This window comes from Erythrobacter sp. 'gip.4 top 5', from assembly GCF_056495765.1.
Window position 1 is genome coordinate 761,904 of the sequence record NZ_CP200270.1, and the last position, 26,211, is coordinate 788,114.

General features: G+C 62.6%; 24 protein-coding genes. 16 read left to right on the forward strand and 8 right to left on the reverse strand.

Features of this window, described 5'->3' with window-relative positions:
- Positions 1-7: 7 nt before the first annotated feature.
- From ACRANW_RS03700 to ACRANW_RS03710, 3 genes are read right to left on the reverse strand one after another with little or no spacing between them, the layout of a single operon-like run.
- Positions 8-1,228 (reverse strand): acyl-CoA dehydrogenase family protein, encoded by a 1,221-nt coding sequence (locus ACRANW_RS03700; RefSeq protein ID WP_479433201.1) that lies wholly within the window; start codon positions 1,226-1,228, stop codon positions 8-10.
- A 29-nt stretch (positions 1,229-1,257) separates the two neighbouring features.
- Positions 1,258-2,592 carry an acyl-CoA dehydrogenase family protein gene (locus tag ACRANW_RS03705; RefSeq protein WP_479433202.1) on the reverse strand — a complete coding sequence of 445 codons (1,335 nt, stop codon included), beginning with the start codon at positions 2,590-2,592 and terminating at the stop codon, positions 1,258-1,260.
- 45 nt (positions 2,593-2,637) lie between these two features.
- Positions 2,638-3,543 carry an ATP-grasp fold amidoligase family protein gene (locus ACRANW_RS03710; protein WP_479433203.1) on the reverse strand — a complete coding sequence of 302 codons (906 nt, stop codon included), beginning with the start codon at positions 3,541-3,543 and terminating at the stop codon, positions 2,638-2,640.
- 141 nt (positions 3,544-3,684) lie between these two features.
- Between ACRANW_RS03710 and ACRANW_RS03715 the strand changes: the two genes are divergently transcribed.
- Both ACRANW_RS03715 and ACRANW_RS03720 read left to right on the forward strand, forming a co-directional pair.
- Complete coding sequence (locus ACRANW_RS03715) at positions 3,685-4,242, forward strand: PH domain-containing protein (RefSeq protein WP_479433204.1); 558 nt, start codon at positions 3,685-3,687, stop codon at positions 4,240-4,242.
- A 10-nt stretch (positions 4,243-4,252) separates the two neighbouring features.
- The gene (locus ACRANW_RS03720) at positions 4,253-5,830 is read left to right on the forward strand and encodes a PH domain-containing protein (protein WP_479433205.1); all 1,578 of its coding nucleotides are present in this window, start codon (positions 4,253-4,255) and stop codon (positions 5,828-5,830) included.
- On the opposite strand, the gene ACRANW_RS03725 is transcribed toward ACRANW_RS03720, so the two are convergent.
- On the reverse strand, positions 5,776-6,093 hold the full coding sequence (locus tag ACRANW_RS03725; RefSeq protein WP_479433206.1) for a GNAT family N-acetyltransferase: 318 nt from the start codon (positions 6,091-6,093) through the stop codon (positions 5,776-5,778). The two genes, ACRANW_RS03720 and ACRANW_RS03725, sit on opposite strands and share 55 nt — an antisense overlap.
- A 53-nt stretch (positions 6,094-6,146) precedes the next feature.
- Between ACRANW_RS03725 and ACRANW_RS03730 the strand changes: the two genes are divergently transcribed.
- Both ACRANW_RS03730 and ACRANW_RS03735 read left to right on the forward strand, forming a co-directional pair.
- Positions 6,147-7,166, forward strand: a complete 1,020-nt coding sequence (locus tag ACRANW_RS03730; protein ID WP_479433207.1) for a threonine aldolase family protein — start codon at positions 6,147-6,149, stop codon at positions 7,164-7,166.
- A gap of 20 nt (positions 7,167-7,186) precedes the next feature.
- Complete coding sequence (locus ACRANW_RS03735; protein WP_479433860.1) at positions 7,187-8,110, forward strand: DMT family transporter; 924 nt, start codon at positions 7,187-7,189, stop codon at positions 8,108-8,110.
- Here the strand turns inward: ACRANW_RS03735 and ACRANW_RS03740 are convergent, their stop codons facing one another.
- Positions 8,111-8,905, reverse strand: coding sequence for a Rossmann-fold NAD(P)-binding domain-containing protein (locus tag ACRANW_RS03740; RefSeq protein WP_479433208.1), 795 nt, complete (start codon positions 8,903-8,905; stop codon positions 8,111-8,113).
- A 52-nt stretch (positions 8,906-8,957) separates the two neighbouring features.
- On the opposite strand from ACRANW_RS03740, the gene pepN reads away from it, so the two are divergent.
- The 12 genes from pepN (at position 8,958) to ACRANW_RS03800 (ending at position 22,232) form a co-directional block, all read left to right on the forward strand.
- Complete coding sequence (pepN, locus tag ACRANW_RS03745; protein ID WP_479433209.1) at positions 8,958-11,624, forward strand: aminopeptidase N; 2,667 nt, start codon at positions 8,958-8,960, stop codon at positions 11,622-11,624.
- Positions 11,593-12,378, forward strand: a complete 786-nt coding sequence (gene pgeF, locus ACRANW_RS03750; RefSeq protein ID WP_479433210.1) for a peptidoglycan editing factor PgeF — start codon at positions 11,593-11,595, stop codon at positions 12,376-12,378. Before pepN ends, pgeF begins: the two co-directional genes overlap by 32 nt.
- 229 nt (positions 12,379-12,607) lie before the next feature.
- The gene (gene petA / locus ACRANW_RS03755) at positions 12,608-13,171 is read left to right on the forward strand and encodes a ubiquinol-cytochrome c reductase iron-sulfur subunit (RefSeq protein WP_479433211.1); all 564 of its coding nucleotides are present in this window, start codon (positions 12,608-12,610) and stop codon (positions 13,169-13,171) included.
- 67 nt (positions 13,172-13,238) lie between these two features.
- Positions 13,239-14,609 carry a cytochrome b gene (locus tag ACRANW_RS03760; protein ID WP_479433212.1) on the forward strand — a complete coding sequence of 457 codons (1,371 nt, stop codon included), beginning with the start codon at positions 13,239-13,241 and terminating at the stop codon, positions 14,607-14,609.
- 54 nt (positions 14,610-14,663) lie between these two features.
- Positions 14,664-15,521, forward strand: coding sequence for a cytochrome c1 (locus tag ACRANW_RS03765; protein ID WP_479433213.1), 858 nt, complete (start codon positions 14,664-14,666; stop codon positions 15,519-15,521).
- A gap of 87 nt (positions 15,522-15,608) precedes the next feature.
- Entirely contained in the window at positions 15,609-16,160 is a 552-nt protein-coding gene (locus tag ACRANW_RS03770) for an adenine phosphoribosyltransferase (RefSeq protein WP_479433214.1), read from the forward strand.
- A gap of 152 nt (positions 16,161-16,312) precedes the next feature.
- Complete coding sequence (locus ACRANW_RS03775; protein WP_479433215.1) at positions 16,313-19,153, forward strand: monovalent cation/H+ antiporter subunit A; 2,841 nt, start codon at positions 16,313-16,315, stop codon at positions 19,151-19,153.
- Entirely contained in the window at positions 19,150-19,545 is a 396-nt protein-coding gene (locus ACRANW_RS03780) for a Na+/H+ antiporter subunit C (RefSeq protein ID WP_479433216.1), read from the forward strand. The genes ACRANW_RS03775 and ACRANW_RS03780 overlap by 4 nt, the downstream gene beginning before the upstream one ends.
- Positions 19,542-21,059: a monovalent cation/H+ antiporter subunit D gene (locus ACRANW_RS03785; RefSeq protein WP_479433217.1), complete on the forward strand. Its 1,518-nt coding sequence runs from the start codon at positions 19,542-19,544 to the stop codon at positions 21,057-21,059. The genes ACRANW_RS03780 and ACRANW_RS03785 overlap by 4 nt, the downstream gene beginning before the upstream one ends.
- A complete protein-coding gene (locus ACRANW_RS03790; protein ID WP_479433218.1) occupies positions 21,056-21,544 on the forward strand; it encodes a Na+/H+ antiporter subunit E in 489 nt (162 codons plus the stop codon). The genes ACRANW_RS03785 and ACRANW_RS03790 overlap by 4 nt, the downstream gene beginning before the upstream one ends.
- Positions 21,541-21,810 (forward strand): K+/H+ antiporter subunit F, encoded by a 270-nt coding sequence (locus ACRANW_RS03795; RefSeq protein ID WP_479433219.1) that lies wholly within the window; start codon positions 21,541-21,543, stop codon positions 21,808-21,810. Before ACRANW_RS03790 ends, ACRANW_RS03795 begins: the two co-directional genes overlap by 4 nt.
- A complete protein-coding gene (locus ACRANW_RS03800) occupies positions 21,807-22,232 on the forward strand; it encodes a Na+/H+ antiporter subunit G (protein ID WP_479433220.1) in 426 nt (141 codons plus the stop codon). Before ACRANW_RS03795 ends, ACRANW_RS03800 begins: the two co-directional genes overlap by 4 nt.
- On the opposite strand, the gene ACRANW_RS03805 is transcribed toward ACRANW_RS03800, so the two are convergent.
- From ACRANW_RS03805 to otsB, 3 genes are read right to left on the reverse strand one after another with little or no spacing between them, the layout of a single operon-like run.
- Positions 22,229-23,650: an alpha,alpha-trehalose-phosphate synthase (UDP-forming) gene (locus ACRANW_RS03805; RefSeq protein WP_479433861.1), complete on the reverse strand. Its 1,422-nt coding sequence runs from the start codon at positions 23,648-23,650 to the stop codon at positions 22,229-22,231. The two genes, ACRANW_RS03800 and ACRANW_RS03805, sit on opposite strands and share 4 nt — an antisense overlap.
- Positions 23,647-25,440 (reverse strand): glycoside hydrolase family 15 protein, encoded by a 1,794-nt coding sequence (locus ACRANW_RS03810; protein WP_479433862.1) that lies wholly within the window; start codon positions 25,438-25,440, stop codon positions 23,647-23,649. The genes ACRANW_RS03805 and ACRANW_RS03810 overlap by 4 nt, the downstream gene beginning before the upstream one ends.
- Positions 25,437-26,177, reverse strand: a complete 741-nt coding sequence (otsB, locus tag ACRANW_RS03815) for a trehalose-phosphatase (protein ID WP_479433221.1) — start codon at positions 26,175-26,177, stop codon at positions 25,437-25,439. Before otsB ends, ACRANW_RS03810 begins: the two co-directional genes overlap by 4 nt.
- Positions 26,178-26,211: the final 34 nt, after the last annotated feature.

Sequence of the window (26,211 nt, forward strand, 5' to 3'; positions counted from 1 at the left end):
TATCCTTTCAAAGACCCAGCACGGTCTTGGCGATGATGTTCTTCTGCACTTCATCCGATCCGCCGAAAATCGTGGCGGCGCGATTGTTAAGGTACTGGATCATCGCGATCTGCGCGTCCTCGCTGCCCACAGGTTCGGGCGCTTCGTTGCCGTAAAGGGGGCGTTCCAAGGGCAATTGCAGCGCGTCGGGGCCAAGCAGTTCGAGGCGGAGCGTGTCGATCTGCTGGCCGATATAGGACCCCAGCAGCTTGACCAGCGAGGTCTGCGGGCCGGGCGCGCGGCCTTTGGTGAGTTCCGCCAGAATGCGCAGTTCAGTGATTTCGAGCGCTTCGGCCTCCAGTCGCACGCGGGCCAGCCGGTCGCGCCAGCGCGGATCGTGCCCGATCATCCCGCCGACGCCTGTGGGTTGCGTTTGCGCCATCCGCTCCAGATGGTCGATGCTCTGGAGCAGGCGCGGGGCGTAGCACGAACCGCCGCGTTCGTTTTCCAGCAGGAACTTGGCAATGCTCCAGCCTTGCCCTTCCGCGCCAATCCGATTGTCCGCTGCCGTGCGCGCATCGGTGAAGAACACCGCATTGACCTCATGATCGCCCGACATTGAGGGGATCGGCGTGACCGAAATGCCGGGCTGATCCATCGGCACGAGCAAAAAGGTGATCCCGGCCTGCTTTTTCACGGTGGCGTCGGTGCGCACCAGCGCAAAGATCCAGTCGGCGTGATGCGCATGGGTGGTCCAGATCTTCGATCCGTTGATAATGTATTCGTCGCGCTCAGGCCCATTGGCGCGCCGGGCCGAGGTCTTGAGGCTGGCCAGATCAGAGCCGCTGCCGGGCTCGGAATAGCCTTGGCACCAGTAATCCTCACCTGACAGAATGCGGGGCAGAAACCGCGCTTTTTGTTCCGGTGTCCCGAAGGCGCAGATCACCGGGCCGACAAGACGCAGGCCGAGGATCGACAGCGCCGGTGCACCGGCCAGCGCGCATTCCCTTTCGAAGATGAACTTTTGTGTCGGGCTCCAGCCCGTGCCGCCATCCGCCTTCGGCCAGTGCGGCGCGACCCAGCCCTGGCGATACAGAATGCGGTGCCATTCCATCCCGATATCGGGTTCGACAAACACACTGGGCGTTCGGCGCGCGCCCTCGCGCAACCGGTTTGTCAGGTTTTCCTTCAGAAACGCCCGCACTTCTTCGCGAAAGGCGGCATCCTGGGGCGAGAAGTCCATGTCCATGTCAGTCGCGCCTCATGTCCTGGTCCCCATCACGCGGCCAGAGCATAGTCGGCCAGCGCCGTATCAACATCGCCAAACAGGCGATCCAGCACCAGCACGCGCTTCAGTGCGTGCCCGATGGCAAGCTCATCGGTGATCCCCATGCCGCCGTGCATCTGCACCGCTTCGCGCGCGATGGCGTGGCTGTTTTCGCCGATAAAAGCCTTCGCCCCCGCCGCTGCACGCTGCCATGTCGCAGCGCCTGCGCGGTCGGTCAGTATGGCGCGGTATAGCATCGATCGGGACTGTTCCTGACGCGCATAGCAATCGACGAGACGATGCTGGAGCGCCTGAAAACTGCCAATGGCAACGCCGAACTGCTCGCGCTGCTTCACGTAAGCCAGCGTGTCATCAAGCAAGCATTGGCCGAGGCCCAGCATCTCCGCGGCGGCATAAAGGCGCATTTCCGCGGAAATCGCCGTCAATCCGGCTTCATCGACAGCCAGTCTGGCTGCAGCAGGTGTGCGGGCCAGCGTGATTTCGCCCGCGATGCTGCCATCGGCGAGACGGTAGGCCCGCACCGCCAGACCGGGGGCACCCTTGGGAACGAGGAAGCAGGCAGTTTCGCCGCCGACGTCGGCGGTGACGATGAACAGGTCCGCCAGCAGCGCGCCCATCACCATCGTCTTTTCGCCGGTAAGGACGAAGCCGTCCGCGTCCTGCGCGGCCTTCATGCCCCTGGCTTTCAGGCTGTAGCGCTGATCGCGCTCGGTCCATGCCAAGGTGGCGATGGTTTTGCCAGCCAGCACGCCGGCCAATGCCTCGCCCGCTTGCCCGCGTTCCAGAAGCAGCGCGGGCAAGATGCCGTGTTCGAGCAGCGGGTCGGGCGCATTGGCCGCGCCGACGGCTTGGGCGACCAGCGCCAGATCCACCGCCGAGCCGCCAAGGCCACCTGTATCCGTGCCGGCTGCGAGCGCGATCAGACCCATGTCGGCCAATTGCGTCCAGCGCGCCCGGTCATAGCCTGCGGGCGAAAGCCGCAACCGTCGCCGAGCCGCCACATCGATCGGCGTAGCAAAGCGTTCAATCGCAGTCACGAACATCTGTTGTTCGTCGGAAAGGTCGAAGTTCATGGCGGCTCGGGCTTTCCACGAAATGGTGTTCGGCGGCTGGATCACGCCGCGCAAACGACGAGGCAAAGCGCCGGTCGCATCTTCATACGCGACTGCAAAATTATCAAGCCATTCGCCAAACTCGCGGAAAAACGAGGTCCCGCGCTTGGCAAATCCTCCCGCCGATTGATGTTCATGAGCGGTGCGGGAAGCGTCACCCGCCGCGCCGCCGCAAGAGCCGCCCCGCTGGCTGCAATTTACCCAATGTTCCACGTGAAACATTGTGGCAGCGCCAACGCGCACAGGTGCAAAAGGCAGCTAGCGGGGGTCTAGCAGGGGTCTGGGAGTGCCTAGCCCCAGTCCATACAGCGCCGGTCCTTCGTCCCGCTGTCTCGCGTTGTGCCAGTGCTGGCCCAGTTCGCTATCGAGCGAAGCGGGGCTGAAGGGATCGAGGCCGGACCCTGGAAACAGACAGGTTTCCCCAAACAACAAGGCGCCGTCCACCTCGTAGAAGTCCACGCGCAGGAAATCTCTTGGGCCTGCAATGGCCTCGGCCGCCGCGAGCATTTGCGTCAGGGTTTGAGGTCGGTCAAGGCAGCCTGTCACGGCAGGGTCCGAAAGCCGCTGCCATTGTCGATCAAACTGCACCCAGCGGTGATTAGCCCCCCGGTCGACATGCACCTGAACACATCGGGCAACGCCGCCAAAAACGTAGACCTTGTAATCCACGGGCAGTCTATCGGCGGTTCCGATGAACGGCTCCACCAGCAGCATCCTGCGCGCCTGCGTGTAGTGCCATTCATCGAGCCAGCCCCCATAAGGCTTGCGCAACCAACGCGGGGCTTGCCGCAGTGCGGTCTGCCAATCGGCATCGGTGCGAACTACGATGAATTGGTTGCAGCCGTGATTGGCTTTGACGATGAACGGCCGTGGCCACGGCGCCTGGCGCGGCAGGACATCGCCTTGCCAAAGGATCGGGATGACATGCTGCTGGCCGATTGTGTCCGTGGCGAGCGCTTTGGCAAAGATCTTGTCGGTCAACATCGCAAGGCCGCGATCGCGGTCATGCAGCTTGCGCCACTGCACCCATTCCGTAAACTGCACGGGCCTGTCGATCCGGGGCAAGCGGCGGTGCCGCCAGAGGTAAGTCAGCGTCACGCGGATGCGCGCCCATACCGCGGACGGAACCAGAACAGCCAGCGCTGCGGTATTCGACAGGATCATGGCACCTCAACCTGCGCGGACGACGACCGTTCCTCGGCGCGGCGCTTGCTTATCAGGCAAAGGGTCGTGCCCGTTTACATGCATCAACCTGCGCAGGAAAATCGCTTGCGCGAAAAGCCTGCATTGCGCCAGTGATACCCTATGGATCAGCCCCCTGCTTTTGCACCCGCCACTTCGTTGGCTAACGACCCGATAGGCGGTGCCGCTGTGTCTGATGCCGAGGCGCTGACCAAGCTTCACCCCAATTACGCCCACGCCTTGCGGGTGCAGACGACGCTGATGGCGATCCCGGTGCTGTTTGGCGCCTTGGTTCTGGAACTGATTCTGCGCGACAAGGCGCCGGCGTCCTTCGGGCTGCCGACCGGCATCATCGCGGGCACGGTGCTGGTGATTGCGCTGGCGTTGATCATCCGGGTGCCCGCGCGCCGGTACAATGCGCGTGGTTATCAGATCAGTGCCGACCGGCTGCGGGTGGTACGTGGATTGCTCTTCCGGTCGGATACGGTGGTGCCGTTTGGCCGGGTGCAGCACATTGATGTCGAACAAGGGCCGCTTGAACGGTTCTTCGGAATCGCCACGCTGACGGTGCACACGGCCGGCAATCACAATGCCAGCGTCACTCTGCCGGGCCTGGGAGAGCCGCTGGCGCGCGAAATGCGCGAAAGCATCCGTGCGCACATTCGCCGCGAAACTGTGTGAGCATCCCAGCGTGAACGATCCCCAACGCACGGCCCCGATCAGCGTCGTGCTGGGCGCACTTGGCGCGCTTCGCAGCGCCATTGTGCCTGCCATTGCCATCGCCTTTTCCGGCGTTGGCGGGGGTGGCCGGATCTGGGTCGCACTGGGCGTCGGCTTGGCGGCTGCAGTGATCGGCACGGTCATCACCTACCTCGGCTGGCGCCGTCTGACCTACACGATTGGCGAAACGGATATCCGGGTCGAAAGCGGCGTGATGAGCCGCACGGCGCGGTCCGTGCCGTTTGAGCGCATTCAGGATGTCAGCATCGAAGCCAAGCCCTTGCCGCGCCTGTTCGGGCTGGTGGCGGTGAAGTTCGAGACCGGAGCCGGGGGAGGGGAAGACCTGGCGCTGCAATACCTCTCGGCGGCCGAGGGGGAGCGCCTGCGCCAACTGGTGCGCCAGCGCCGCGATGACGAAGCGGCGGCCAGCACGGCCGATTCGCAAGCATCGGACACAGGCCTGGCCGACGATCCCGATGAGGTGCTTTTTTCGCTGACCGCGCCTCGTCTGCTGACTTACGGTCTGTTCGAGTTTTCGCTGGCGGTCTTCGCGGTCTTGGGCGGCCTGCTGCAATATGCCGACAATGTGACCAATCTGGATATCTGGAACTTCGATCTGTGGCGCGATTGGCTGGACGAGCAGGGCAGCACAGTCGCACGGCTTGGTCCCTATGTGCAGGCCGCTGCTGCTGTTGCCGGGCTGTTCGGGCTGATCCTGGTCGGCATGGTGACGGGCGTGGTGCGCACGGTCTTGCGTGACTGGGGGTTCACACTGACTCGCTCGTCGCGCGGCTTCCGGCGCCAGCGCGGGTTGCTGACCCGCACCGATGTCGTCATGCCGGTCCACCGGGTGCAGGGGCTTGTGATCGGCACTGGCCTCGTGCGCTACCGCTTCGGCTGGCACGGGCTCAGCTTTGTCAGCCTCGCGCAGGATTCCGAGAGCGCAAGCCATGAGGTCGCACCCTTTGCCAAGATGGCGGAAATCGCGCCGATCGTCGCGGCGGGGGGCTTCCGGCTGCCGGACGACCGCACAGCCTGGCATCGTGCGAGCAAGCGTCACCGCAATGACCAGACGATTCGTGATGCCGCGATCTTTCTTGTCCTGGCGATTGTCGCTGCAGCCGTCGCTCCCACCGGTCTGTTCCTGATCCCGCTCGGCGCAGCGGTGCTTTCGGTCGGCGCAAATCTGTATGCGTGGGAATTCCGGCGTCACGCGATTGATGCAGCGCAGGTCTATGCCAGCCACGGCTTTCTTTCGCCGACGCAGATGATCGCGACGCGGATGAAGCTGCACTCGGTTGAAATCGCGCAGAACCCGCTGGCACGGCTCAGGGGCTACGCGACAGTTCATCTGGGGCTAGCCGGCGGGCAGTTTGCCATGCACGGCGTCTCGCTGGGCGAAGCCCGTGCCTTACGCGCCGCAGTGGTCGAGACGATCGCCGGGACAGACTATTCGCGGCTGGATCAGGCGCGCAGCCAAGATGCACCCGGCGATCAGGCTTTGAGCGGCGCCCAATCCGGATTTTCCGCAAACCTCTTGGCCACGTAGGAGCAATCGGGGCGGATCAGGAAGCCCTGCCGCTGCGCGTCTTCGACCAGCCGGTCCACCAGCGCCGCTGCCACGCCGCGTCCGCTGATTGCGCGCGGCACGATTGTGTGGGCGGCGATGCGAACCTCCTTGTCGTCTTGCGCAGGGGCTGGCTCCCATTCAAGATAGCCTTCTTCGGCTGCATCTTCGAGCGCCGCGACATAGCGTCCGCCCTGGCCGGCGACGTGGTGGGTGATGGTCAGCTTCGGGGTTTGTTCGCTCACGTTTGTCTGCTCCCGCTTGTCACGCCGGAATGTGCGGCTAGAGGCGATGGTTGATGACGATGTTCAAGCCTTTTCTGTCCGACAACGCCGCAGCCGTCCACCCCCGCCTGTGGGAGGCGATGCGCAAGGCCGACGAACCGGACAATCCTTACGACGGAGATGCGCTGTCGCAGGAACTCGATGCGCGCTTTACCGCCTTGTTCGGGCGCGAATGTGCCGCCTTGTGGGTGGCAACGGGGACCGCGGCAAATTGCCTCGCGCTGGCCACGATGTGTGCGCCGCATGGCGGGGTCGTGTGCCACACCGAAGCCCATATCGAGGTGGATGAAGGCGGCGCGCCGGGCTTTTTTCTGCACGGTGCCAAGCTGATGCACGCCCAGGGTGAGGGCGCAAAGCTGACACCGCAGGGCATCGCGGCGCTGATCGACCCGGTGCGCAACGATGTGCATCAGGTGCAGCCGCACGCAATCGCGATCACGCAGGCGTCCGAATATGGCCGTTCCTATGCGCCCGATGAACTTGCCGCGCTGGCTGCTTTTGCCAAGCAACGCCGCCTCGGCCTGCACATGGACGGGGCGCGGTTCGCCAATGCCGCCGCCTTCCTTGGCGGCACGCCTGAAGATGCCGCCCGCGCCGCCAGTGGCCCGGTGGACAGCCTCGCCTTTGGTTTCATCAAGAACGGCGGGATGGGGGCCGAAGCCGTGGTGCTGTTCGATCCCGAATCGGCGATGCAGGTGCGCTATCGCCGCAAGCGGGCAGGCCATCTGCAATGCAAGGGCCGCTATCTGGCGGCGCAGATCCTCGCGATGCTGGATGACGGGCTGTGGCTCGCCAATGCTGAGCACGCCAATGCGGCGGCACGCGAAGTGGCGGCGGGCTGCGGGGATCGGCTGATGCACCCGGTCGAGGCCAACGAGCTGTTTGTCCGCCTGACCGAGGCGGAGCGCGCAGCGCTGCGCGCCCAAGATTTCGCCTTTTACGATTGGGGCAGCGATTCGGCCCGCTTCGTGACCGCCTGGAACACCCGCGCCGAAGACGCAGCCGCGCTGGGCAAGGCGATCGTCGCGTTGTGACCACGCCCGCCGCTCCGTCCATGCTCAGCCCCCGCGTGCTGATCCCCTTCATGCTGACCGGCACGATCTGGGGGTCGACCTGGTTCGTCATCACCGGCCAGATCGACGGCGTGCCAGCGGCCTGGAGTGTATTCTTCCGTTTCATGCTGGCGACGCCCGCGCTATTCGCGCTGGCGCTGGTGATGGGCAATCGGCTGCGCCTCACCCGGCCCGAGCACCTGTTGGCCATCGGCGTCGGCATCGCGCAGTTCAGCGGCAATTTCCTGTTCGTCTACCACGCCGAAGGGCACATCACATCCGGCATTGTCGCGGTGATGTTCGCGCTGCTGATGGTGCCCAACGCGATCTTTGCGAAAATCTTCATCGGCGAAAAGGTGCAGGGCGGCTTCATCGGAGGCAGCCTTGTCGCGATTGCGGGCGTGGCCATGCTGCTGGTGCACGAATGGAATGCCGCGCCGCTGGGCGGGAATGTCGGCCTCGGGATCGTGCTGGCGATTGGCGGGATGCTGGCGGCTTCGATTGCCAACGTGGTGCAGGCCAATCCCACGGGGCGCGGGGTCCAGATGGTGAGCCTGCTGGCGTGGGCCATGCTGTACGGGACGATCTTCGACTTCTGTTATGCCCTTGCCACCGCAGGTCCGCCGTCGCTGCCAACGGCGTGGCAGTTCTGGGCGGGGACGGCTTACCTCGCGCTGATCGGCTCGGTGGTGACATTCCCGTTGCATTACAATCTGGTGCGCGAGATCGGCGCAGGCAAGACGGCCTATAACGGGATCGTGACAGTGTGTGTGGCGATGCTGCTGTCGACCCTGTTTGAAGATTTCAAATGGGATGCGCTGTCGATGGGCGGCATGGCACTGGCGCTGCTGGGCATGGGGCTGGCGCTGCGGGCGCGGCGCGTGAAGGCCGTGCAGGTGCAACAGTCGGGCGCGCTGCGGCGCTGATCACAGCAGCGCGGCAAGGCCTTCAACATAGGTCGGATAGCGCAGGTGCCAGCCCAGTACCCGCTTGGCCTTGCCGTTCGCGACCCGGCGGTTCTCGGCATAGAAACCACGCGCCATATCGGAAAGGTTGGCCTCTTCGAGGCTTTCCAGCGGCGGCAGCGCCAAGCCCAGCAGGCGGCTGGCGTGTTCAGTAACGTCATTGCCGCTGCACGGCCAATCATCGCCCAGATTATAGGCTCCTGGCGCCGCGTTGCGCTCCAACGCGGCGACCACACCGCTGACAATATCGTCGACATGAACGCGGCTGAACACCTGATCCGGCAGGTCAATCCGCCGCGCCTTACCTTCCTTGACACGGTCAAGCGCGCTGCGACCCGGTCCGTAGATTCCGGGCAGGCGGAACACTCTTGCGCCCCTGTCCAGCCAGGCGAAATCCGCGTCTGCCCGCGCATTGCGGCGGCCTTCTCCTGACTGCGCGATGGTTGGCGTGGCTTCGTCCACCCATGCGCCGGCCTGGTCGCCATAGACGCCGGTCGAGGACAGGTAGAACAGCGACTTATCCTGCAAGGCATCGCCATAATGATCGAGCACCGGGTCACCGCCGGTGGAACGGTCCGGCGGGACAGACGAGAGAATATGCGTCGCCCCGCTTAGCGCGGCCAGCACGGCGTCCCGATCGGCAAAGGCGATGTCGCCCGCGCTTCCCGTGGCATTCACCTGCCAGCCATTAGCGCGCATCGCATCGGCGATCCGCCCTGCCGTGTAACCCAGTCCAAAGATCAGCAAATGCGCCATGACGTAAACCTAACCATTGGACCTTCGCCCAAAGCAACCTAAATCGGCGTGTATGGATATTGCAACCAACCCCACCACGCCCGGCGGCAACCCCGAACTTGCCGACGCCGCCCCCACGCCGCACGCGCCGCCGGTGATCCAGCGCGCCGATTACCGGCCCTACCCGTGGCTTGTTCCGACAACCAAACTGGCCTTCAACCTTGGCCTTGAGGAAACCCGCGTGTCCGCAACGCTGACCGTCGAACCCAACCCCGCGAGCGAGCCTGTGGGCACGCTGCGGCTGAACGGCGACGGGATCGTGCCGTTGGCCGTGGCGGTTGACGGGGCGGACTGCGACGCGTGGGAGATGGATGGCCCCGATCTCGTCATCCCCCTCAGCAACGCGCCGCATGAAGTAAGCATCCTCAACGCGGTTCTGCCGAGCGCCAATACGCAGTTGATGGGCCTGTATGCCTCGAACGGGATGCTGTGCACCCAATGCGAATCGGAAGGCTTCCGGCGCATAACCTTCTTCCCCGACCGGCCCGATGTGCTGTCGGTGTATCAGGTGCAGATGGAGGGCGATCCGGCTGCCTTCCCGATCCTGCTGTGCAATGGCAACAAGGTGGCAGAAGGCACGCGTGAAAACGGCACCCATTGGGCCGAATGGCACGATCCCTGGCCCAAACCGTCTTATCTGTTCGCGCTGGTCGCGGGCGATCTGGTGGCAAATTCCAAGCCCTTCACCACCCGCTCGGGCCGCAAGGTTGAATGCAATGTCTGGGTGCGCGCGGAAGATCTTGGCCGCACCGACCACGCGCTCGAATCGCTCCATCGCTCGATGACGTGGGACGAACAGGTGTTCGGCCGCGAATATGATCTCGATCTTTTCAACATCGTCGCGGTCAGCGATTTCAACATGGGGGCGATGGAGAACAAGGGTCTCAACGTCTTCAACACCAAATACGTGCTGGCCGACCCCGACACCGCCACCGATGGCGATTTTGACGCGGTCGAAGGCGTGATCGCGCACGAATATTTCCACAACTGGTCAGGCAACCGCATCACCTGCCGCGACTGGTTCCAGCTGTCGTTGAAGGAAGGCTTCACGGTGCTGCGCGACCAGTTGTTCAGCCAGGATATGCGGGGTGAGGCGGTCAAGCGGATCGAGGATGTGCGCATCCTGCGTGCGGCCCAGTTCCCCGAAGATGCCGGGCCGCTCGCGCACCCGATCCGGCCGGATTCCTATCGTGAAATCAGCAATTTCTACACCGCCACGGTCTATAACAAGGGCGCCGAGGTGATCCGCATGATGCGCTCCATGGTGGGCGCCGAACGCTTCCGTGCGGGCACCGACCTCTATTTTGATCGTCACGATGGCGAAGCGGCGACCTGCGAGGATTTCGTGCGCGCGATCGAGGACGGGGCGAACACCGATCTCACGCAGTTCCGTCGCTGGTATTCGCAGGCCGGAACGCCGCGCGTGGCTGTTTCGCAAGCGGTCGACGGTGATACGCTGACACTGACGCTCAGGCAGACAGTGCCTGCAACACCCGGCCAGCTGGACAAGCACCCCATGCCGATCCCGCTACGCGTGGCGGTGCACGCGCGCCAGAACGGTGCACTGGGGACAGAGCAGCTGATCGTGCTGAGCGAGGCCGAGCAGAGCTTCACTCTGCCACTGACTGGCCCTGATCCGGTGATTTCCATCAACCGTGGCTTCACCGCTCCGGTGGTGATTGATCGGCAATTGGCGCGCGAGGATCTGGTGTTTCTTGCTGCGCATGATGATGATCCCTTCGCGCGTTCCGAAGCCTTGCAGGAGCTTGCGGTCGGGCATCTCGTTGGCGTGGCCAGCGGATCGGTGTCGGATGACGAAATGGCCGCAGGCGAGGCGGCGATCATCGGCGCCTTCCGCTCAAGCCTTGCGGATGATGCCCTCAATGACGCGATGCGCGGCGAGTTGATGGTGCTGCCATCGGAAACCTATCTGTTCGAGGTCATGGCGACAGGGGATCGCAAGGCCGATCCAGGCGCAATTCATGCTGCGCGCGAGAAGCTGAAGGCGGCCATCGGCACCGCGCTGGCCACAGAACTGGCGGCGCTTCATGCGCGCACATCGGCGCTTGCGCTGGGTGATCCGGCCGGACGCGGGGCGCGCAAGGTCAAGACGATCGCGCTGGGCCTCATCGCCGCCGCTGATCCGGTTCGCGCAGGCACGCTCGCCGCAGCGCAGTATGACGCGGCGGACAATATGACCGATCGGCAGGGCGCGCTGATGGTGCTGTGCGGTCTCGACGGGCAGGCGCGAGAGGACCGGATTGCCGATTTCTACACGCGCTACCGTGACAATGCTCTGGTGGTGGACAAGTGGTTCACGTTGCAGGCGCTGTCGCTTCACCCGGATGTGATCCAGCATGTGCGCAAGCTGGCAGAGCATCCCGACTTCACGCTCAAGAACCCCAACCGTGTGCGTGCGCTCCACATGGCGTTTTCGGGCAATCCCAAGGGCTTTCATGCCGCGACGGGTGAAGGCTATCGGATGGTTGCCGACGTGATTCTCGCGCTTGATCCGATCAACCCCCAGACCGCCGCGCGGTTTGTGCCTGCGCTTGGCCGCTGGCGGCGGATCGAACCGGGCCGGGCGGCGCTGATGAAGGCCGAATTGGAACGGATCATGGCGGCGGGCAACTTGTCACGCGACACCTATGAACAGGTCAGCCGCAGTCTGGAAGGCTGACGGCGTGGACTTTCAGGTCGAGCGGTCGGCGTTGCTTGCAGGTTTCGCGCATGGCTTTTTTGGCAGCGCAGGGGGGCAATATCAATTCGGCTTTGGTGGTCCGGGGGACACCGCTGACGTGCAGGCTGTGCGCGCAGCAGCGGCTGATGCGATTCGTAGCGGTGGGCGGCTGGCTGCGCCGCATCAGGTTCATTCGCCCGATGTGGTCGTGGTGAGCGATGTGTGGGACGATGTTGCCAAAGGACGCCCGGTGGCGGACGCCGTGGTGACGGCGATACCTGGCACCGTGCTGGGCATCGTGACAGCTGATTGCGGACCGATTCTGCTCGCTGATTCCAGGGCGGGCGTGATCGGCGCCGCGCATGCCGGCTGGCGCGGCGCGGTGGGCGGCGTGCTGGAAAATACCATCGCCGCCATGAAGACCCTCGGCGCGTGCCGGGCCGATATTGCCGCCGTGATCGGTCCGACGATTGCGCAGGCCAGCTATGAAGTGGATGCGCCTTTTTGCGCGCAGTTCCCTGCTGAGGCCGCGTCGTTCTTTGCGCCCGCTTCGGCACGCAATGGCACGGCGCGCTGGCATTTCGATCTTCCGGGTTTTATCGCCTACAGGCTGTCAATGGCCGGGCTCAGCAAAATTGCGGATATCGGCCGGGATACATTTTCCGATGTCGCGCGTTATCACTCCTATCGACGCGCCAGCCAGGCGGGTGAGGCCAATTATGGCAGACAGATCAGTATGATCGCCTTGCCATGACAAGGGCTTGCATGCAGGCGAATGCGGCTTGTTGAAAACGCTATTGGATTTACTGACGATTGCCGTTAATGGCCCTGCGTAAGTTTTAGGTGAGGCGCGTCTGTGGGCGCGATCGAGCCCGAAACGGGGATCAATCGACGGAAGGAAGACGGGGCACAGACCCCGTCGTTGGAACACCACGCTGCGCGGGTTTGATCCCGCTGCGGCCGAACGAGCAGGGTAAGACGAAATGGCTATCAACACAGCCGATACCAGCGCACTGAGCACGGACGATGGCGTACGCCGCCGTGACTGGATCCATATTGCCGCACTCAGCACAGCGGGCGTCGGCGGCGCAACGCTGCTGTTTCCGCTGGTGAGCCAGATGGCTCCTTCTGCAGACGTGCTCGCTGCAAGCAGCACTGATGTCGATGTGAGTGCGATTGCGCCGGGTCAGAGCATCAAGACGACATTCCGCAAGCAGCCGCTGTTTGTGAAGCGCCTGACACCGCAGGAAATTGCGGCTGCCAAGGCCGATGACGCAGTGGACATGCGCGATCCCGCCACGCTGGCATCGCGCACCAAGGAAGGTCACGAGGATATTCTGATCACCATGGGCGTGTGCACCCACCTCGGCTGCGTGCCGCTGGGTGCGGCCGAAGGTGAGAACAAGGGTGAGTTTGGCGGGTATTTCTGCCCCTGTCACGGTTCGCACTATGATGTGGCCGGACGCATCCGCAAAGGTCCTGCGCCGCTCAACCTGATGGTGCCGGAATATGCTTTTACGTCTGACACGGTCGTCCGGGTCGGATAATCTTTCGTAGCTGTATGATAATGATAACCGTCCTGTCCTTTAACTTCGAAAAAGCCGAGAGAACGCTATGAGTTTCGCCTGGGCCAAGCAGTATGAACCAAAGTCCGCTTTCACACAGTGGCTTGATGAAAAATTGCCGTTTCCGCGGCTTGTCTACAACGCGATCGGGGCCGGTTATCCGGTGCCGCGCAATCTCAACTATATGTGGAATTTCGGCGTTCTGGCCGGTTTCTGCTTGATGTTGCAGATCGTCACCGGTGTCGTGTTAGCAATGCACTACGCCGCCAACGCGCAAGTTGCGTTCGGGACGGTTGAGCACATCATGCGCAACGTCAATTACGGTTGGATGATGCGTTACGCCCATGCCAACGGGGCGAGCTTCTTCTTTATCGTCATCTATCTGCACATTTTCCGCGGCTTGTTCTATTCGTCGTACAAGGCGCCGCGCGAGATGATCTGGTTGCTGGGCGTGGTGATCTTCCTGCTTATGATGGCGACCGCCTTCATGGGCTACGTGCTTCCGTGGGGCCAGATGAGCTTCTGGGGCGCGCAGGTGATTACCGGCCTGTTCAGCGCCATTCCGCTTGTGGGTGAGCCGCTTCAGGTCTGGTTGCTGGGCGGATTTGCGCCGGACAACGCCGCGCTGAACCGTTTCTTCTCGCTGCACTTCCTGATGCCGTTCGTGATTGCCGGTGTTGTGATCCTGCACATCTGGGCGCTGCACATACCGGGCTCGTCGAACCCGACCGGCGTCGAAGTGAAGCAGGAATCGGACACCGTTCCGTTCCACCCCTATTACACGTCGAAGGACGGGTTTGGGCTTGGCGTGTTCCTGATCGCGTTCACCACTATGGTGTTCTTCCTTCCGAACGCTCTTGGTCACCCGGACAATTACATCGAAGCCAACCCGCTCTCGACCCCGGCGCACATCGTTCCGGAATGGTACTTCCTCCCGTTCTACGCCATTCTGCGCGCATTTACGGGTGATCTTGCCGTCTTCGGGTTCACGCTTGTTCCGGCAAAGCTGCTCGGCGTGATCGCGATGTTTGCTTCGATCCTCGTGTGGTTCTTCCTTCCCTGGCTGGATAAGAGCCCGGTGCGTTCGGGCCACTATCGTCCGATGTTCCGGAAGTTCTTCTGGTTTGGGCTGATCCCGACAATGATCGTTCTGACGATCTGCGGCGGTGCGCCGGCAGAAGAACCCTATGTGGTGCTGAGCCAGCTTGCGACTGCGTACTACTTCATGCACTTCCTGGTGATCCTGCCGATCATCAGCCAGATTGAAGTGCCCAAGCCGCTTCCTTTCTCGATCACCGAAGCGGTGGTCGGTGGGGACAAGCCAGGCGGAACGTCTGGTGGTGGTAAAGTGAAGCCGAAGGCGGTCATTAATGATCTCCCGGGCAATGCCACCGATGGATCGCTGCAACCTGCCGAGTAATCGGCCGGGGCAGTCCCAAAGCACTTTGAACCGATAACGAGAAAGAGTTCGGTTATGTCTATTCGTCTTGGCGGCATCATTGCAGGCCTTGCCATCACCATGGTGCTGGTATTCTGGTCGCTTGCGCCCGGTGCTTACAATTACGCTTTCGGTCCGGCGCCAGAAAAGCAGCCGTCCTATGCCTTTTACGAGCATGGCGAAGGCCCTGCGAACGGTTTTTCGTTCGATGGTGCCTTTGGCAAGTGGGACTATGCCCAGCTGCAACGCGGATATCAGGTCTACAAGGAAGTCTGCTCGGGTTGCCACAGCCTGAAGTTTGTGGCGTTTCGCAATTTGCAGCAGCTTGGCTATTCCGAGGCCGAAGTTGATGCCGAAGCGGCAAGCTGGACCGTGCCGGGCATCGATCCGGGCACCGGTGAGACGACAACCCGGCCCGGTAGCCCGACCGACTACTTCCCGATGCCGTTCCCCAACGCGATTGCAGCGGCGGCGGCCAACAACAATGCAATTCCACCAGACCTGTCGTTGATGACCAAGGCACGCCATGATGGGTCGAATTATGTCTATTCGTTGCTGACTGGCTATGGCGAGGCCGATCCGGAATTGGCGGCGAAGACTGGATTTGAAACGCCCGAAGGCTTGTATTTCAACAAGCACTTTTCAAATGTGAACATCGCCATGGCTCCCCCGATCGTAGTGGATGATCAGGTGACCTACGCCGACGGTACGAATGCGACGATTTCGCAGATGTCCGCTGACGTTGCCGCTTTCCTGACATGGACTGCAGAACCTTCATTGGTCCAGCGCAAGCAGACGGGTTGGTTCGTCATAGGCTTTCTGCTGTTTGCAACCGTGCTGGCCTTCCTGTCCTACAAACAGATTTGGGCAGGTTTGAAGCCGAAGAAGAGCTAGGTCTTGTTGTTTTGAGTACGCTTTGGCGCCCCGTCATCCCTTGCGGATGGCGGGGCGCTCTGCTTTGAGGGGCCCGAAGGGGCTCTTATGACCACGCAGCATCTCTCTCCCGACCAGCTCAAGGCCTTGGTACGGACGGTGCCGGACTTTCCACAGCCCGGTATCCAGTTTCGGGATATCACCACGCTGATCGGCCATCATCAGGGAATGGCGGCAAGCGTGCATCATCTCGCCATTCTGGCCAAGGCGGCGACTGCGCACAAAATTGCGGGCATGGAGGCCCGCGGGTTTATTTTCGGCGCGGCCGTTGCGGTGCAACTCGGCATTGGCTTTGTGCCGGTGCGCAAGCCCGGCAAGCTCCCCATCGACACCATCGGCATTGACTATGCGCTCGAATACGGGACCGACCGGCTTGAAATGGACCCTTGCGCGATTGAACCGGGACAAAATGTCGTGATGGTTGACGATCTGATCGCCACCGGTGGAACTGCACTGGCCTCGGCCGAACTGTTGCGAATGGCCGGGGCAGTGGTGACGCAGGCGCTGTTTGTCATCGATCTGCCCGATCTTGGCGGGGCAGCGCGGTTGCGCGATGCAGGGATTGTGGTCAATGCGCTCATGCAATTCGAGGGCGATTAACGCCGCTGCATGCTTCTCAAGGCGGGGCAATGCGTCAGGGCGGTGGGTTGGGGTTGTGTTCCCGTCACGCCCTCGTCTATGCCGCTCAGGGGCGTCGATAAGGGCGGTGTCACAACGTCAATTCACCTCAAGAAGGACCGCCGGGACCGCCAATGGCTAATGCCTTGACGCTTTTGATGCTGGTGGCGCTCCCCTTTGTCGCCGCGCTAGCGATCGCGCTGCTTCACCGGTCACACCGTGCGGTGCATTCGGGCCTTGCGGCCGGGGCAAGTGCGGGCGGGCTTGCGCTGCTGGCAACGCTGGCGTCGCCTGTCATTGCCGGTGATGTCCCTTCGGCAAATTGGGCTTGGGTACCGGCCCTGGGCCTTGATCTGACGCTGATGGTCGATCCTCTTGGACTGATGTTCGCCGGATTGATCCTCGGCATTGGCCTCCTGGTTGTGATCTTCGGGCATTTCTATCTCGACGCGAGCGAAGCGACAGGCCGTTTCTTTGCCAGCCTGATGCTGTTTCAAGGCGCGATGCTGGGCATCGTGATTGCCGGAAATGTATTGTTGCTGCTGGTCTTCTGGGAGATGACCAGCTTGGCTTCATTCCTGTTGATCGGGTTCTGGAAGCACAAGGCTGAAGCCCGGCAGGGGGCGCGGATGGCGCTGGCAGTTACTGGTGGCGGCGGCCTTGCGCTGATCGGGGGCATGGTGCTGCTGGGATCGGTGGCCGGCTCGTTCGATCTGGCAACAATTCTGGAACGCGGAGACGTGGTGCGCGCCTCTCCGCTTTATCCCGCCGCCCTTGGGCTGATCCTGCTGGGATGTTTCACCAAGTCCGCGCAGTTTCCATTCCACTTCTGGCTTCCCCACGCGATGGCCGCACCCACCCCTGTCAGCGCCTATCTGCATTCTGCGACCATGGTGAAGGCCGGTATGTTCCTGCTTGCCCGCCTGTGGCCGGTGCTGGCGGGAACCGAGCTTTATACGGTGATCGTCACAACCGTTGGTTTGACGACAATGATCTTCGGCGCGGTGGTTGCGCTGTTCCGGCATGATCTGAAAAGCATTCTTGCCTATTCAACCATCTCCCAATTGGGAATGCTGGTGATGCTGCTCGGCTTTTCGCTTAAGGCAGCCGCCCTGGCTGCCGTGCTCCACATCCTCAACCACGCCGCGTTCAAGGCCGCCTTGTTCATGAGCGCCGGGATCGTTGAACACGAAACCGGCACGCGTGACATCCGGCGGCTGGGCGGCCTTGCCAAGGCGATGCCGATCACGGCGCTGGTCGCAACGCTCGCGGCGGCCTCGATGGCGGGGCTTCCGCCCTTGGGCGGCTTCATTTCCAAGGAGCTCATGCTCTACGAAACGCCCAAGCTTACGCTGTTTGGCCTGCCGTGGTTGTTGCCTGTGCTGGCGACGCTGGGCGCAACCTTTTCGGTCGGCTATTCATTGCGTCTCGCGGTACACCTGTTTTTTGGGCGCCCTCGCGAGGCTGAGCCTTTCGCTCGCGCGCATGATCCCGGCCCAGGCATGTGGGCGGCGCCGGCCTTTCTGACTATTCTGGCGGTGCTGCTGGGCCTGATCCCGATGCTGCTGGCCGGGCCGCTGGTTGGCGCGGTGACAGCGTCGGTGACCGGAGCGCCCGTACCGGACTTTGATCTGGCATTGTGGCACGGCGTCAATCTCGCGCTGATCCTCAGCCTGATCGCGGTAGCAGGCGGGGCGTTGCTGTTGTGGCAGCATCGGCCGCTTCTCTCCGTGTGGGAGCGCGCCGTTCTGCCTGACGCCAAGCGCATGTTCGAACGGGTCTTCGCCTTCACCGACACGTGGGTGAGGAAGGCGATGGTTGCTACGCATACGCCATCGCTGCAGCGGATGCTGCTGATGAGCTTTGTTGTGATCGTGCTGCTCGTGATCGACGGCGCGCAGGCCGGCGGCGTTCTTACCGGCGACAGGACGCTTCTGCCGGCCAACCCTGTCGCCATTGTTGCCTGGGTGCTGCTGATCGCGGCGACCGCGGCGGTGGTGAATGATTTGCGCAATCGCTTTCGGGTGTTGATCTATGTCAGCGTCATCGGCCTCATCATCAGTCTCGCCTTCGTGCAATTTTCTGCACCCGATCTCGCGCTTACCCAGATCTCCGTCGAGGTGGTGACGATCCTGCTGCTGCTGCTCGCGCTGAACCTTCTGCCAAAAAGCCCGCCGCTGCTGTCGACTGCGCCGCGCAAGTGGCGGGATGGCGCGCTGGCCATAAGCGGCGGCGTTCTGATAGGCGGGATCGCGTGGGCGATGCTGACCCGTGATCCGGGGCCAAGCATCGCTGCTTACCACCTCGCCAATGCCAAGTCTGGCGGTGGCGGAACCAATGTTGTCAACGTCACGCTGGTTGATTTTCGCGCCTTTGACACGCTGGGCGAGATCATCGTGCTGGGCATCGCCGGGCTTGGCATTTTTGCGCTGCTAGACAGTACAGCAGTGGGCGCGGCGGGTGCGCGGCTTCGGGCGTGGCGCGAAGACATGACTCACTCGCCCGAACGCCACCCGATCATGCTGGTCGTGGCCAGCCGGATCGTCCTGCCGCTGACGCTAACCGTGGGGATCTACCTGTTTCTGCGTGGCCACAATCAGCCGGGCGGCGGATTCATCTCCGCACTTGTGGTCGCGATTGCGTTTCTAATCCAATATCTCGCCGCCGGGTTCGACTGGTCCAATGAACGCAAGCGCTTTGGCGAGCATCAACTGATCGCCTGGGGTGTGCTCGTCGCCATGGCAACCGGACTGGGTGCCTTGGTGTTCGGGGCTAATTTCCTCACATCGACATTCGGCTATTTCTATCTGCCGCTGATCGGCAAATTCGAACTCGCCAGCGCGCTGCTGTTTGATATCGGGGTGTTCCTGACCGTGTTCGGCGCAGTGATGCTGGCACTGGCGCAATTGAGCCACATCGCGCAGCGCGCCGCACGCGCTCATGCGTCGCGCCAGACGGGTGAGGGCCGGACATGAGCTATGAATTTCTGATGGCCAGCGCGATTGGCGTACTGGTCGCAGGCGGCATCTTCCTTGCGTTGCGGGCGCGTACGTTTCAGGTAGTGCTCGGCCTTACGCTGTTCTCCTATGCGGTTAACCTGTTCCTGTTCGCTTCGGGCCGGCTGGTGATAGGCCGGCCTGCGATCTGGGATGCAGCGGTCAGCGAGTATGCCGATCCCCTGCCGCAGGCGCTGGTGTTGACCGCCATCGTGATCACCTTCGGCATGACCGCCTTCGTGGTGATCCTGGCCCTTCGCAGCTTCCTTGAAACCGGCAGCGACCATGTCGATGGCGATACGGTTTCGTGCGACGCGCAGGACGGGTTGGCCAACGCGCCCGATGATGACGGGAAGGAGGGTCCCCCGTGACGCTCGCCGTTCATCTTCCGATCCTGCCGGTTGTTATTCCTGCGCTCGCGGCTCCGATTGTGCTGCTGGTCATGCGGCGTCGACCAATGCTGGGCGTCGCAATTGCCTTGATCTCGTGCCTCGCCTTGCTGGGATGCGCACTGACGCTGATGGGTTGGGTCAGCGATGGCACCGTGATTGCCTATGCGCTGGGTGAATGGCCCGCGCCGTTCGGTATCGTGTTGGTGGCAGACCGGCTGGCGGCGATGATGCTGGTTCTGACAGCGTGCCTGGCATTGGTCGTATTGTTGCACGCCGTGCTCACGCGGGCGGATCGCAAGGGATGGCATTTTCATGCCCTGTTCCAATTTCAGCTGATGGGCCTCAACGGCGCATTTCTGACAGGAGACTTGTTCAATCTCTTCGTGTTCTTTGAAGTCCTGCTGATCGCGTCCTACGGTCTGATGCTGCATGGCCAAGGGCCGGCGCGGCTGAAAGCCGGGGTGCAATATGTCGTCGTCAACCTGGTAGGATCATCGCTGTTCCTGATCGCGCTGGGGATTCTCTATGCACTGACCGGCACGCTCAACATGGCGGACATGGGCGCGCGGGTGGCCGCCATCGCGCCGGCGGATCAGGGTCTGCTGCGGATCGCGGCGTTGCTGCTGGTGAGCGTGTTTGCGTTGAAGGCCGCCGTCGCCCCGCTCCACCTGTGGCTGGCGCGGACCTATGCGGTATCGACCCCGGCGGTCGCGGCGCTGTTTGCGATCATGACCAAGGTCGGCGTCTATTCGCTGATCCGGGTGGTGCCGCAGGTGTTTGGTGAGGGCGCGGGCGCGGCGGCCTGGGTGCCTGCGCCTTACCTGCTTCCCGCGGCGATCGGGAGTGCGATCATCGGTTTTGCTGGCGTGTTCGTCGCCCGTAGCATGTCCGAACAGGCGGCCTACGCCGTTATCGGATCAACCGGCACGCTGCTGATCGCGGTCGCGGGGTGGAGCGCGGGGAGCCTTGGCGCAGGCCTTTACTACCTTGTCCATTCGACCTTGGCGGCTGCGGCGCTGTTCATGGTGGCAGATGCCACGGCACGGCGGCGCGGGGCTTTTGGCGATAACGCAGTGCCCGGTCCGGCCTTTCCGGGGCGCGGCGGGGTGGCTTTGCTGTTCATGGCCACCGCAATCGCAACCACCGGCCTGCCGCCCTTGTCGGGCTTCATCGGCAAATTGCTGATCCTGAATTCGGTCGCGTCCCTGCCAAACTGGGGGTGGGCGTGGGGCGTCATTCTTGGGACCACTTTCATCGGGGTCGTCGGCTTTGCGCGGGTGGGGAGCGCGGTGTTCTGGAAATCGGCCGAGTGCGAGGTTCCCGCTGGGCCTGCCACCCGCGCTGATCTCGCCGCGCCGGCCATTGCGCTCGCGTTGCTCGCCGCGCTGTCGGTTGGAGCAGGCTGGGTGAGCGCCTATGCTGATGCCGCCGCCGCGCAGGTGCTTGATCCAGCCCAAACCGCCCGCGCTGTGCTGGGGGAGGCTGCGCCATGATGAACCGCCTTCTGCCGCATCCCGGTCTTAGTGTGCTGCTTGTGCTCATGTGGGTGGTGATGGTGAGCGATTTCACCTTCGGCACGCTGTTCCTTGGGCTGGTGTTCGGCGTTCTTGTACCCATCTTCACCGCGCCGTGGTGGCCGGAGCGACCGCCGGTGCGGTTCGTGCCCGCCATGGTTTATCTCGGGATTGTGCTGTGGGATGTCGTGGTCGCCAATTTCGAGGTTGCCGCGATCATTCTGTTCAAGCCGAACCGCGCCTTGCGCCCTGCATGGCTGGTCGTTCCACTTGAACTGACTTCGCCCGAAGCGATTACGGTGTTTGCCGGCACGATCAGCCTAACGCCGGGGACGGTGTCGTCCGATATTTCCGCATGTGGCAATTACCTTCTCGTCCATGCGCTTCACGCGCCTGATCCAGAGGCCGCGATAACGCAGGTCAAAACACGGTATGAGGCGCGACTGAAGGAGGTGTTCCGATGATCGGATACGCGCTCGCCTTCGGCTTTGGTGCGCTTGGCCTTGCGCTTGCGCTGAACCTGTGGCGTCTGTTCAAAGGTCCGGGGGTAGCAGATCGTATTCTGGCCCTCGATACGATGGTTATCAACGTCATCGGGATCATCGTACTGACCGGCATTGCCGAAGGCAGCGGAGCGTCGTTCGAGGCGGCATTGTTGCTGGCAATGGTCGGCTTTGTCGGAACGGCAGCCTACGCCAAGTTCGTGTTGCGCGGGGATGTGATCGAATGAGCGGCACGGCGCTTTCTATGGCCGATCTGGTCGTCAGCGGGCTAATCGTGCTCGGCAGTGCCTTTGCGCTGATTGGCAGCTGGGGTCTGGTGCGTCTGCCCACGCTGATGGAACGCCTGCACGGTCCGACCAAGGCGACAACCTTGGGTATTGGCGCGATGCTGGTGGCATCGGTCGCCTGGTTTTATCTGGTCGGGGACGTATGGTCCACGCATGAACTGCTGGTCTCGGTCTTTCTGTTTGTCACCGCACCGATCACCGCCAACATGATTGCCAAGGTTCACCTGCACCGGCTTCGGCAAGGCGAAGCGATTGAGGGTGATGGGCCGGCCGGTACCCCGGTGCGGCCCCCCGGCCGCGCCGATTGGGCCACGCACGAAGCCCCACACGAAGGGACACCGGGCGATTTCGTCGGGGACTAGCTCAATGCCAGCTTGCAGCGATCCGACCGCGTGGCGGCGAGATCGGCGCAAAAGCGGCTGGTCCAGGCCTGCACATTATCATCCCGGATCGTTGTGATCATCGTTTCGTAGCGCGCCTTGCGCTCGGCCAGTGGCATGTCGAGCGCCACGCGGATCGCGTGGGATATATCATCCGGGCTGTAGGAATTGACCAGCACGGCGCCGCGATCCTCCACACCCAACTGCTGCACCGCGCCAGCAAAGCGCGACAGGATAAGCACGCCGGGATCCTCGGGGTCCTGCGCTGCGACATACTCCTTGGCGACAAGGTTCATCCCGTCCCGCAGCGGCGTGACCAGACCGATCTTGGATGCGCGGAAAAATCCGTACAGTTCAGCGTGAGAATAGCCGCGGTTGACGTAACGGATCGGCACCAGATCGACCTCGCTTTGTGCGCCGTTGATCTGCCCGGTCTTCTGTTCCAGCAGCATCCGGATATCCTGATAGCTCTTCACGTCCTCACGGCTGGGCGGGGCAATCTGAATGAACACGAGGTCGCGGATACGTTCGGGATTCTGGTCGAAGAAGCGCGAAATGCCATCAATGCGTTCCGGCAGGCCCTTGGAATAGTCGAGCCGGTCGACCCCGATCATGGCTGTGCGGTGACGGGTGGATTCGATCAGCCGCTGCTCGGCGATGCGGGCTTCGTCGGTTGCGCCTTGGGCCTGGAAATGATCCCAATCGATCCCGATTGGATAGGCGCGGGCGATCGCCGTCTTGCCTTCGAACTGGATCGTGCCTGTCGCGCCGTCGACCTGTGCGCCCAGCTCCTCGCGGCAGTAATGCAGAAAGCTCTCACGCCATTCATCGGTCTGGAAGCCGATGAGGTCGTAATCGAGCATCGTGCGCACCAGCCGTTCATGGAAGGGCAGGGACACGAACAGCCGCGTCGGCGGCCAGGGGATATGGAGGAAAAATCCGATGCGATTGGTCACGCCGCGCGCGCGCAGGCGTTCACCCAGCGGCAGGAGGTGATAATCATGCACCCACACCAGATCGTCAGGCTCGATCAGCGGTGAGACGCGTTCGGCGAAATGTTCGTTGACGCGCTCATAGCCCTTGGCGGTCTCACGCTCGTATTGCGTCAGATCGAGCCGGTAATGGAAAAGCGGCCACAGCGTCGCATTGGCATAGCCGTTATAATATTCATGAATATCGCGGCCGGACAAATCGACTGTGGCTGTCGTCACGCCGTCTTCGCGTTCAAGGTGGATGGAATTGGCCGGATCGTCATTTTCCTGCCCTGACCACCCGAACCAGATCCCGCCATTGTCCTTGAGCGCGGAATTCAGCGCGCCGGCAAGGCCGCCTTGCGCGCCGGCGGCGCCCCGCGCCTTGGGCACGGCCACGCGGTTTGATATGATAATCAGGCGGGCTATCGGACATCACTCCATGGTTTGGACAAAAGTCCGGCGCAGTTAATGATACCGACTAGTGAGTAGGTCTGTGGAAAGTTCCCCCACAGCTCATCATCTTTGTAATCGAGGTCTTCGCTCAGCAGGCCTGAACGGGTCGTATGGCTGAGCATCGTCTCGAACAAACGCCGCGCTTCATCGGTGCGGCCGACCAGATGGAGCGCTTCGATCAGCCAGAAAGTGCAGACGTTGAACGCCGTTTCGGGCGCGCCGAAATCGTCCTCTGCCGCGTAGCGCAGCATGAAATCGCCGCGCCGCAGCTGCTGTTCGACCGCCGCGAAGGTCGACAGGAAGCGCGGATTGTCCGGCGCAAGAAAGCGCAATTCAACCATTTGAAGCAGGCTTGCATCAAGATAGTCGCTTTCGAAGCTGGCCCCGTAATGCCCGCCTTCTGCGCCGTTTTCGACCCAGGCTTCCGCTTCGATCTTGGCCCGGATCGCGTCGGCGCGCTCCTGCCACAATTGTGCGCGGCTTGCCTTGCCGAGCCAATTGGCCGCCATCGCCAGCCGGTCACAGGCGGCCCAGCTCATCACGGCGGAATAGGTGTGGACTTCCTGCCGGGTGCGAAATTCCCACAGGCCCGCGTCAGGCTGGTCGTGCATTGCCCAGGCCATTTCGCCCACCTGTTCCAGGCTTTCGAAATCGCAGTCGTCGGCGATCCGCAGCAACCGCTGGTCGATGAAGCTCTGCACAGTCGGCAGCACGATCTGGCCGTAACAATCATGCTGGATCTGCTTGTAGGCCGCATTGCCGACCCGCACCGGCCCCATGCCGCGATAACCGGAAAGCGCGGGCGCAGTGGTTTCATTGAGCTCGGCCACCCCCATAACTGAATAAAGCGGCTGGATCTGCCCGCCCTTGGCCCCGTCGACGATATTGCGCAGATAGGCGAGATATTTCTCCAGCACATCAAGCGCACCCAGCCGGTTCAGCGCCTGCACGGTGTAATAGGAATCGCGGATCCAGCAGTAGCGGTAATCCCAGTTGCGTTCCGAATGCAGGGCTTCGGGGATCGAGGTCGTCAGCGCCGCGACAATCGCGCCCGTTTCTTCATGTTGGCACAGTTTCAGCGTGATGGCGCAGCGGATGACCTCCTGTTGCCACTGGACCGGCGTGGCCAGGCTGCGCACCCAATGCTGCCAATAGCTGCGGGTGGCCTGCTCCATCCGGCGGATTTCTTCGCGCAGGTTGCCATCGAAAGGTTCGTCCGGGCCGAGGAAGAAGTGCAGATCGTGTTCTACCCGAAAGCTGCGCTGTTCGAGGATGTAGCCGACCGGCGCGTCGGTGCTGAGGCGCAGCGCCTGCGGGCCGATCAGGAAGCGGATGTGGTTGGAACCATGCGTGCTCTCTGCCCGCGCCGCGCCGAAATCGCGCATTGGACGCAGGACAGCACGGATGCGCGGACTGCCCGCCACGGGGCGGACAATCCGGCTGATCGCAACCGGGCGGTACATTCGTCCCTTGCCTTCATGGCGGGGGCAGAAATCGAGCACTTCAACCGCGCTGCCATCCGCCGCCTCCAGCCGGGTCACAAGGATAGGCGTGTTGCGGATGTATTCTTGTGTTGCGCTGACCTGGCCGACCAATTCGAACCGCCAGATGCCATCATCACGGTTGTCATCGTTGAGCAGCGCGCAGAACACCGGATCGCCATCGACCCGTGGAACGCATGACCACACAATCGCAGCCTCACGGTCAATCAGCGCGCTGACCTGGCAATTGCCGATCGGCCAGAGTTCCAGATCGGGCGTCATATCTCCAGCCACGCGTGCACGTCCTTTACTGTTTCAAGGGAATAGCGGGCTGCGGCGGCGGGCCTCTCGCCTACCGCGATCCCGAAGCCGCCGTGCCGCTGGCAGGCGGCAAAGCCATCTTCATCCGTGACATCATCGCCGATAAACACCGGCATGGCACCAGCGAAAGCGGGTTGTGTCAGGAAAAGATCAACAGCGCCGCCCTTGTCCGCGCCGGGCCAGACCAGCTCGACCACGCATTTGCCGGTCTTGATCGCAAGGCCGTGTGCTTTGACCAGCTTGGCCGCGAAATCGTGCGCGCTGTCCTCCAGATCGGGGTGCGCGCGAAAATGCAGCGCGGCGCCATGCGCCTTGTGTTCGTAAAGGAGCCCGGCTTTGCCCGCGAAGGCGCGCAGCTTGTCCGCGACCGCGATGGGCAGGGGTTCGGCCACGCGCAACGCCGCGCCTGATGCTGCGCGCACATCAGCGCCGTGCGATCCGGCGAAATGCAGCGCCGCCGGCCCAAGGAAATCGTGCAGATTGGCAATGCTGCGGCCCGATACGACGGCGAGTGCCCCATTGAGGCGCCTCGCGAGGCGTTCAAGCCGCTCGGCCAAGCGTGTGGGGACAGCCACGGCATCGGGATCATCGGCGATCTCGACAAGGGTTCCGTCAAAATCGAGGAACAGCGCCACGGGTCCGGCCGTCATCAGGCTGGCAAGCGGTGGCGGGTCAGGCAGGCGAAGGCGCAATCCCATCCGCGCGACCATAAGCCTAGAAGTCGATGCGTCA

Excerpts from the sequence above, each read along its gene's own strand:
- ACRANW_RS03710 (WP_479433203.1), bottom strand. The coding sequence starts at position 3,543 with ATGATCCTGTCGAATACCGCAGCGCTGGCTGTTCTGGTTCCGTCCGCG.
- pgeF (WP_479433210.1), top strand. The coding sequence starts at position 11,593 with ATGAACAGGTCAGCCGCAGTCTGGAAGGCTGACGGCGTGGACTTTCAG.
- ACRANW_RS03715 (WP_479433204.1), top strand. The coding sequence starts at position 3,685 with ATGGATCAGCCCCCTGCTTTTGCACCCGCCACTTCGTTGGCTAACGAC.
- ACRANW_RS03810 (WP_479433862.1), bottom strand. The coding sequence starts at position 25,440 with ATGACGCCCGATCTGGAACTCTGGCCGATCGGCAATTGCCAGGTCAGC.
- pepN (WP_479433209.1), top strand. The coding sequence starts at position 8,958 with ATGGATATTGCAACCAACCCCACCACGCCCGGCGGCAACCCCGAACTT.
- ACRANW_RS03730 (WP_479433207.1), top strand. The coding sequence starts at position 6,147 with ATGACGATGTTCAAGCCTTTTCTGTCCGACAACGCCGCAGCCGTCCAC.
- ACRANW_RS03740 (WP_479433208.1), bottom strand. The coding sequence starts at position 8,905 with ATGGCGCATTTGCTGATCTTTGGACTGGGTTACACGGCAGGGCGGATC.
- ACRANW_RS03700 (WP_479433201.1), bottom strand. The coding sequence starts at position 1,228 with ATGGACATGGACTTCTCGCCCCAGGATGCCGCCTTTCGCGAAGAAGTG.
- otsB (WP_479433221.1), bottom strand. The coding sequence starts at position 26,177 with ATGGGATTGCGCCTTCGCCTGCCTGACCCGCCACCGCTTGCCAGCCTG.
- ACRANW_RS03790 (WP_479433218.1), top strand. The coding sequence starts at position 21,056 with ATGATGAACCGCCTTCTGCCGCATCCCGGTCTTAGTGTGCTGCTTGTG.
- ACRANW_RS03800 (WP_479433220.1), top strand. The coding sequence starts at position 21,807 with ATGAGCGGCACGGCGCTTTCTATGGCCGATCTGGTCGTCAGCGGGCTA.
- ACRANW_RS03780 (WP_479433216.1), top strand. The coding sequence starts at position 19,150 with ATGAGCTATGAATTTCTGATGGCCAGCGCGATTGGCGTACTGGTCGCA.
- ACRANW_RS03795 (WP_479433219.1), top strand. The coding sequence starts at position 21,541 with ATGATCGGATACGCGCTCGCCTTCGGCTTTGGTGCGCTTGGCCTTGCG.
- petA (WP_479433211.1), top strand. The coding sequence starts at position 12,608 with ATGGCTATCAACACAGCCGATACCAGCGCACTGAGCACGGACGATGGC.
- ACRANW_RS03765 (WP_479433213.1), top strand. The coding sequence starts at position 14,664 with ATGTCTATTCGTCTTGGCGGCATCATTGCAGGCCTTGCCATCACCATG.
- ACRANW_RS03735 (WP_479433860.1), top strand. The coding sequence starts at position 7,187 with ATGCTCAGCCCCCGCGTGCTGATCCCCTTCATGCTGACCGGCACGATC.
- ACRANW_RS03770 (WP_479433214.1), top strand. The coding sequence starts at position 15,609 with ATGACCACGCAGCATCTCTCTCCCGACCAGCTCAAGGCCTTGGTACGG.
- ACRANW_RS03760 (WP_479433212.1), top strand. The coding sequence starts at position 13,239 with ATGAGTTTCGCCTGGGCCAAGCAGTATGAACCAAAGTCCGCTTTCACA.
- ACRANW_RS03775 (WP_479433215.1), top strand. The coding sequence starts at position 16,313 with ATGGCTAATGCCTTGACGCTTTTGATGCTGGTGGCGCTCCCCTTTGTC.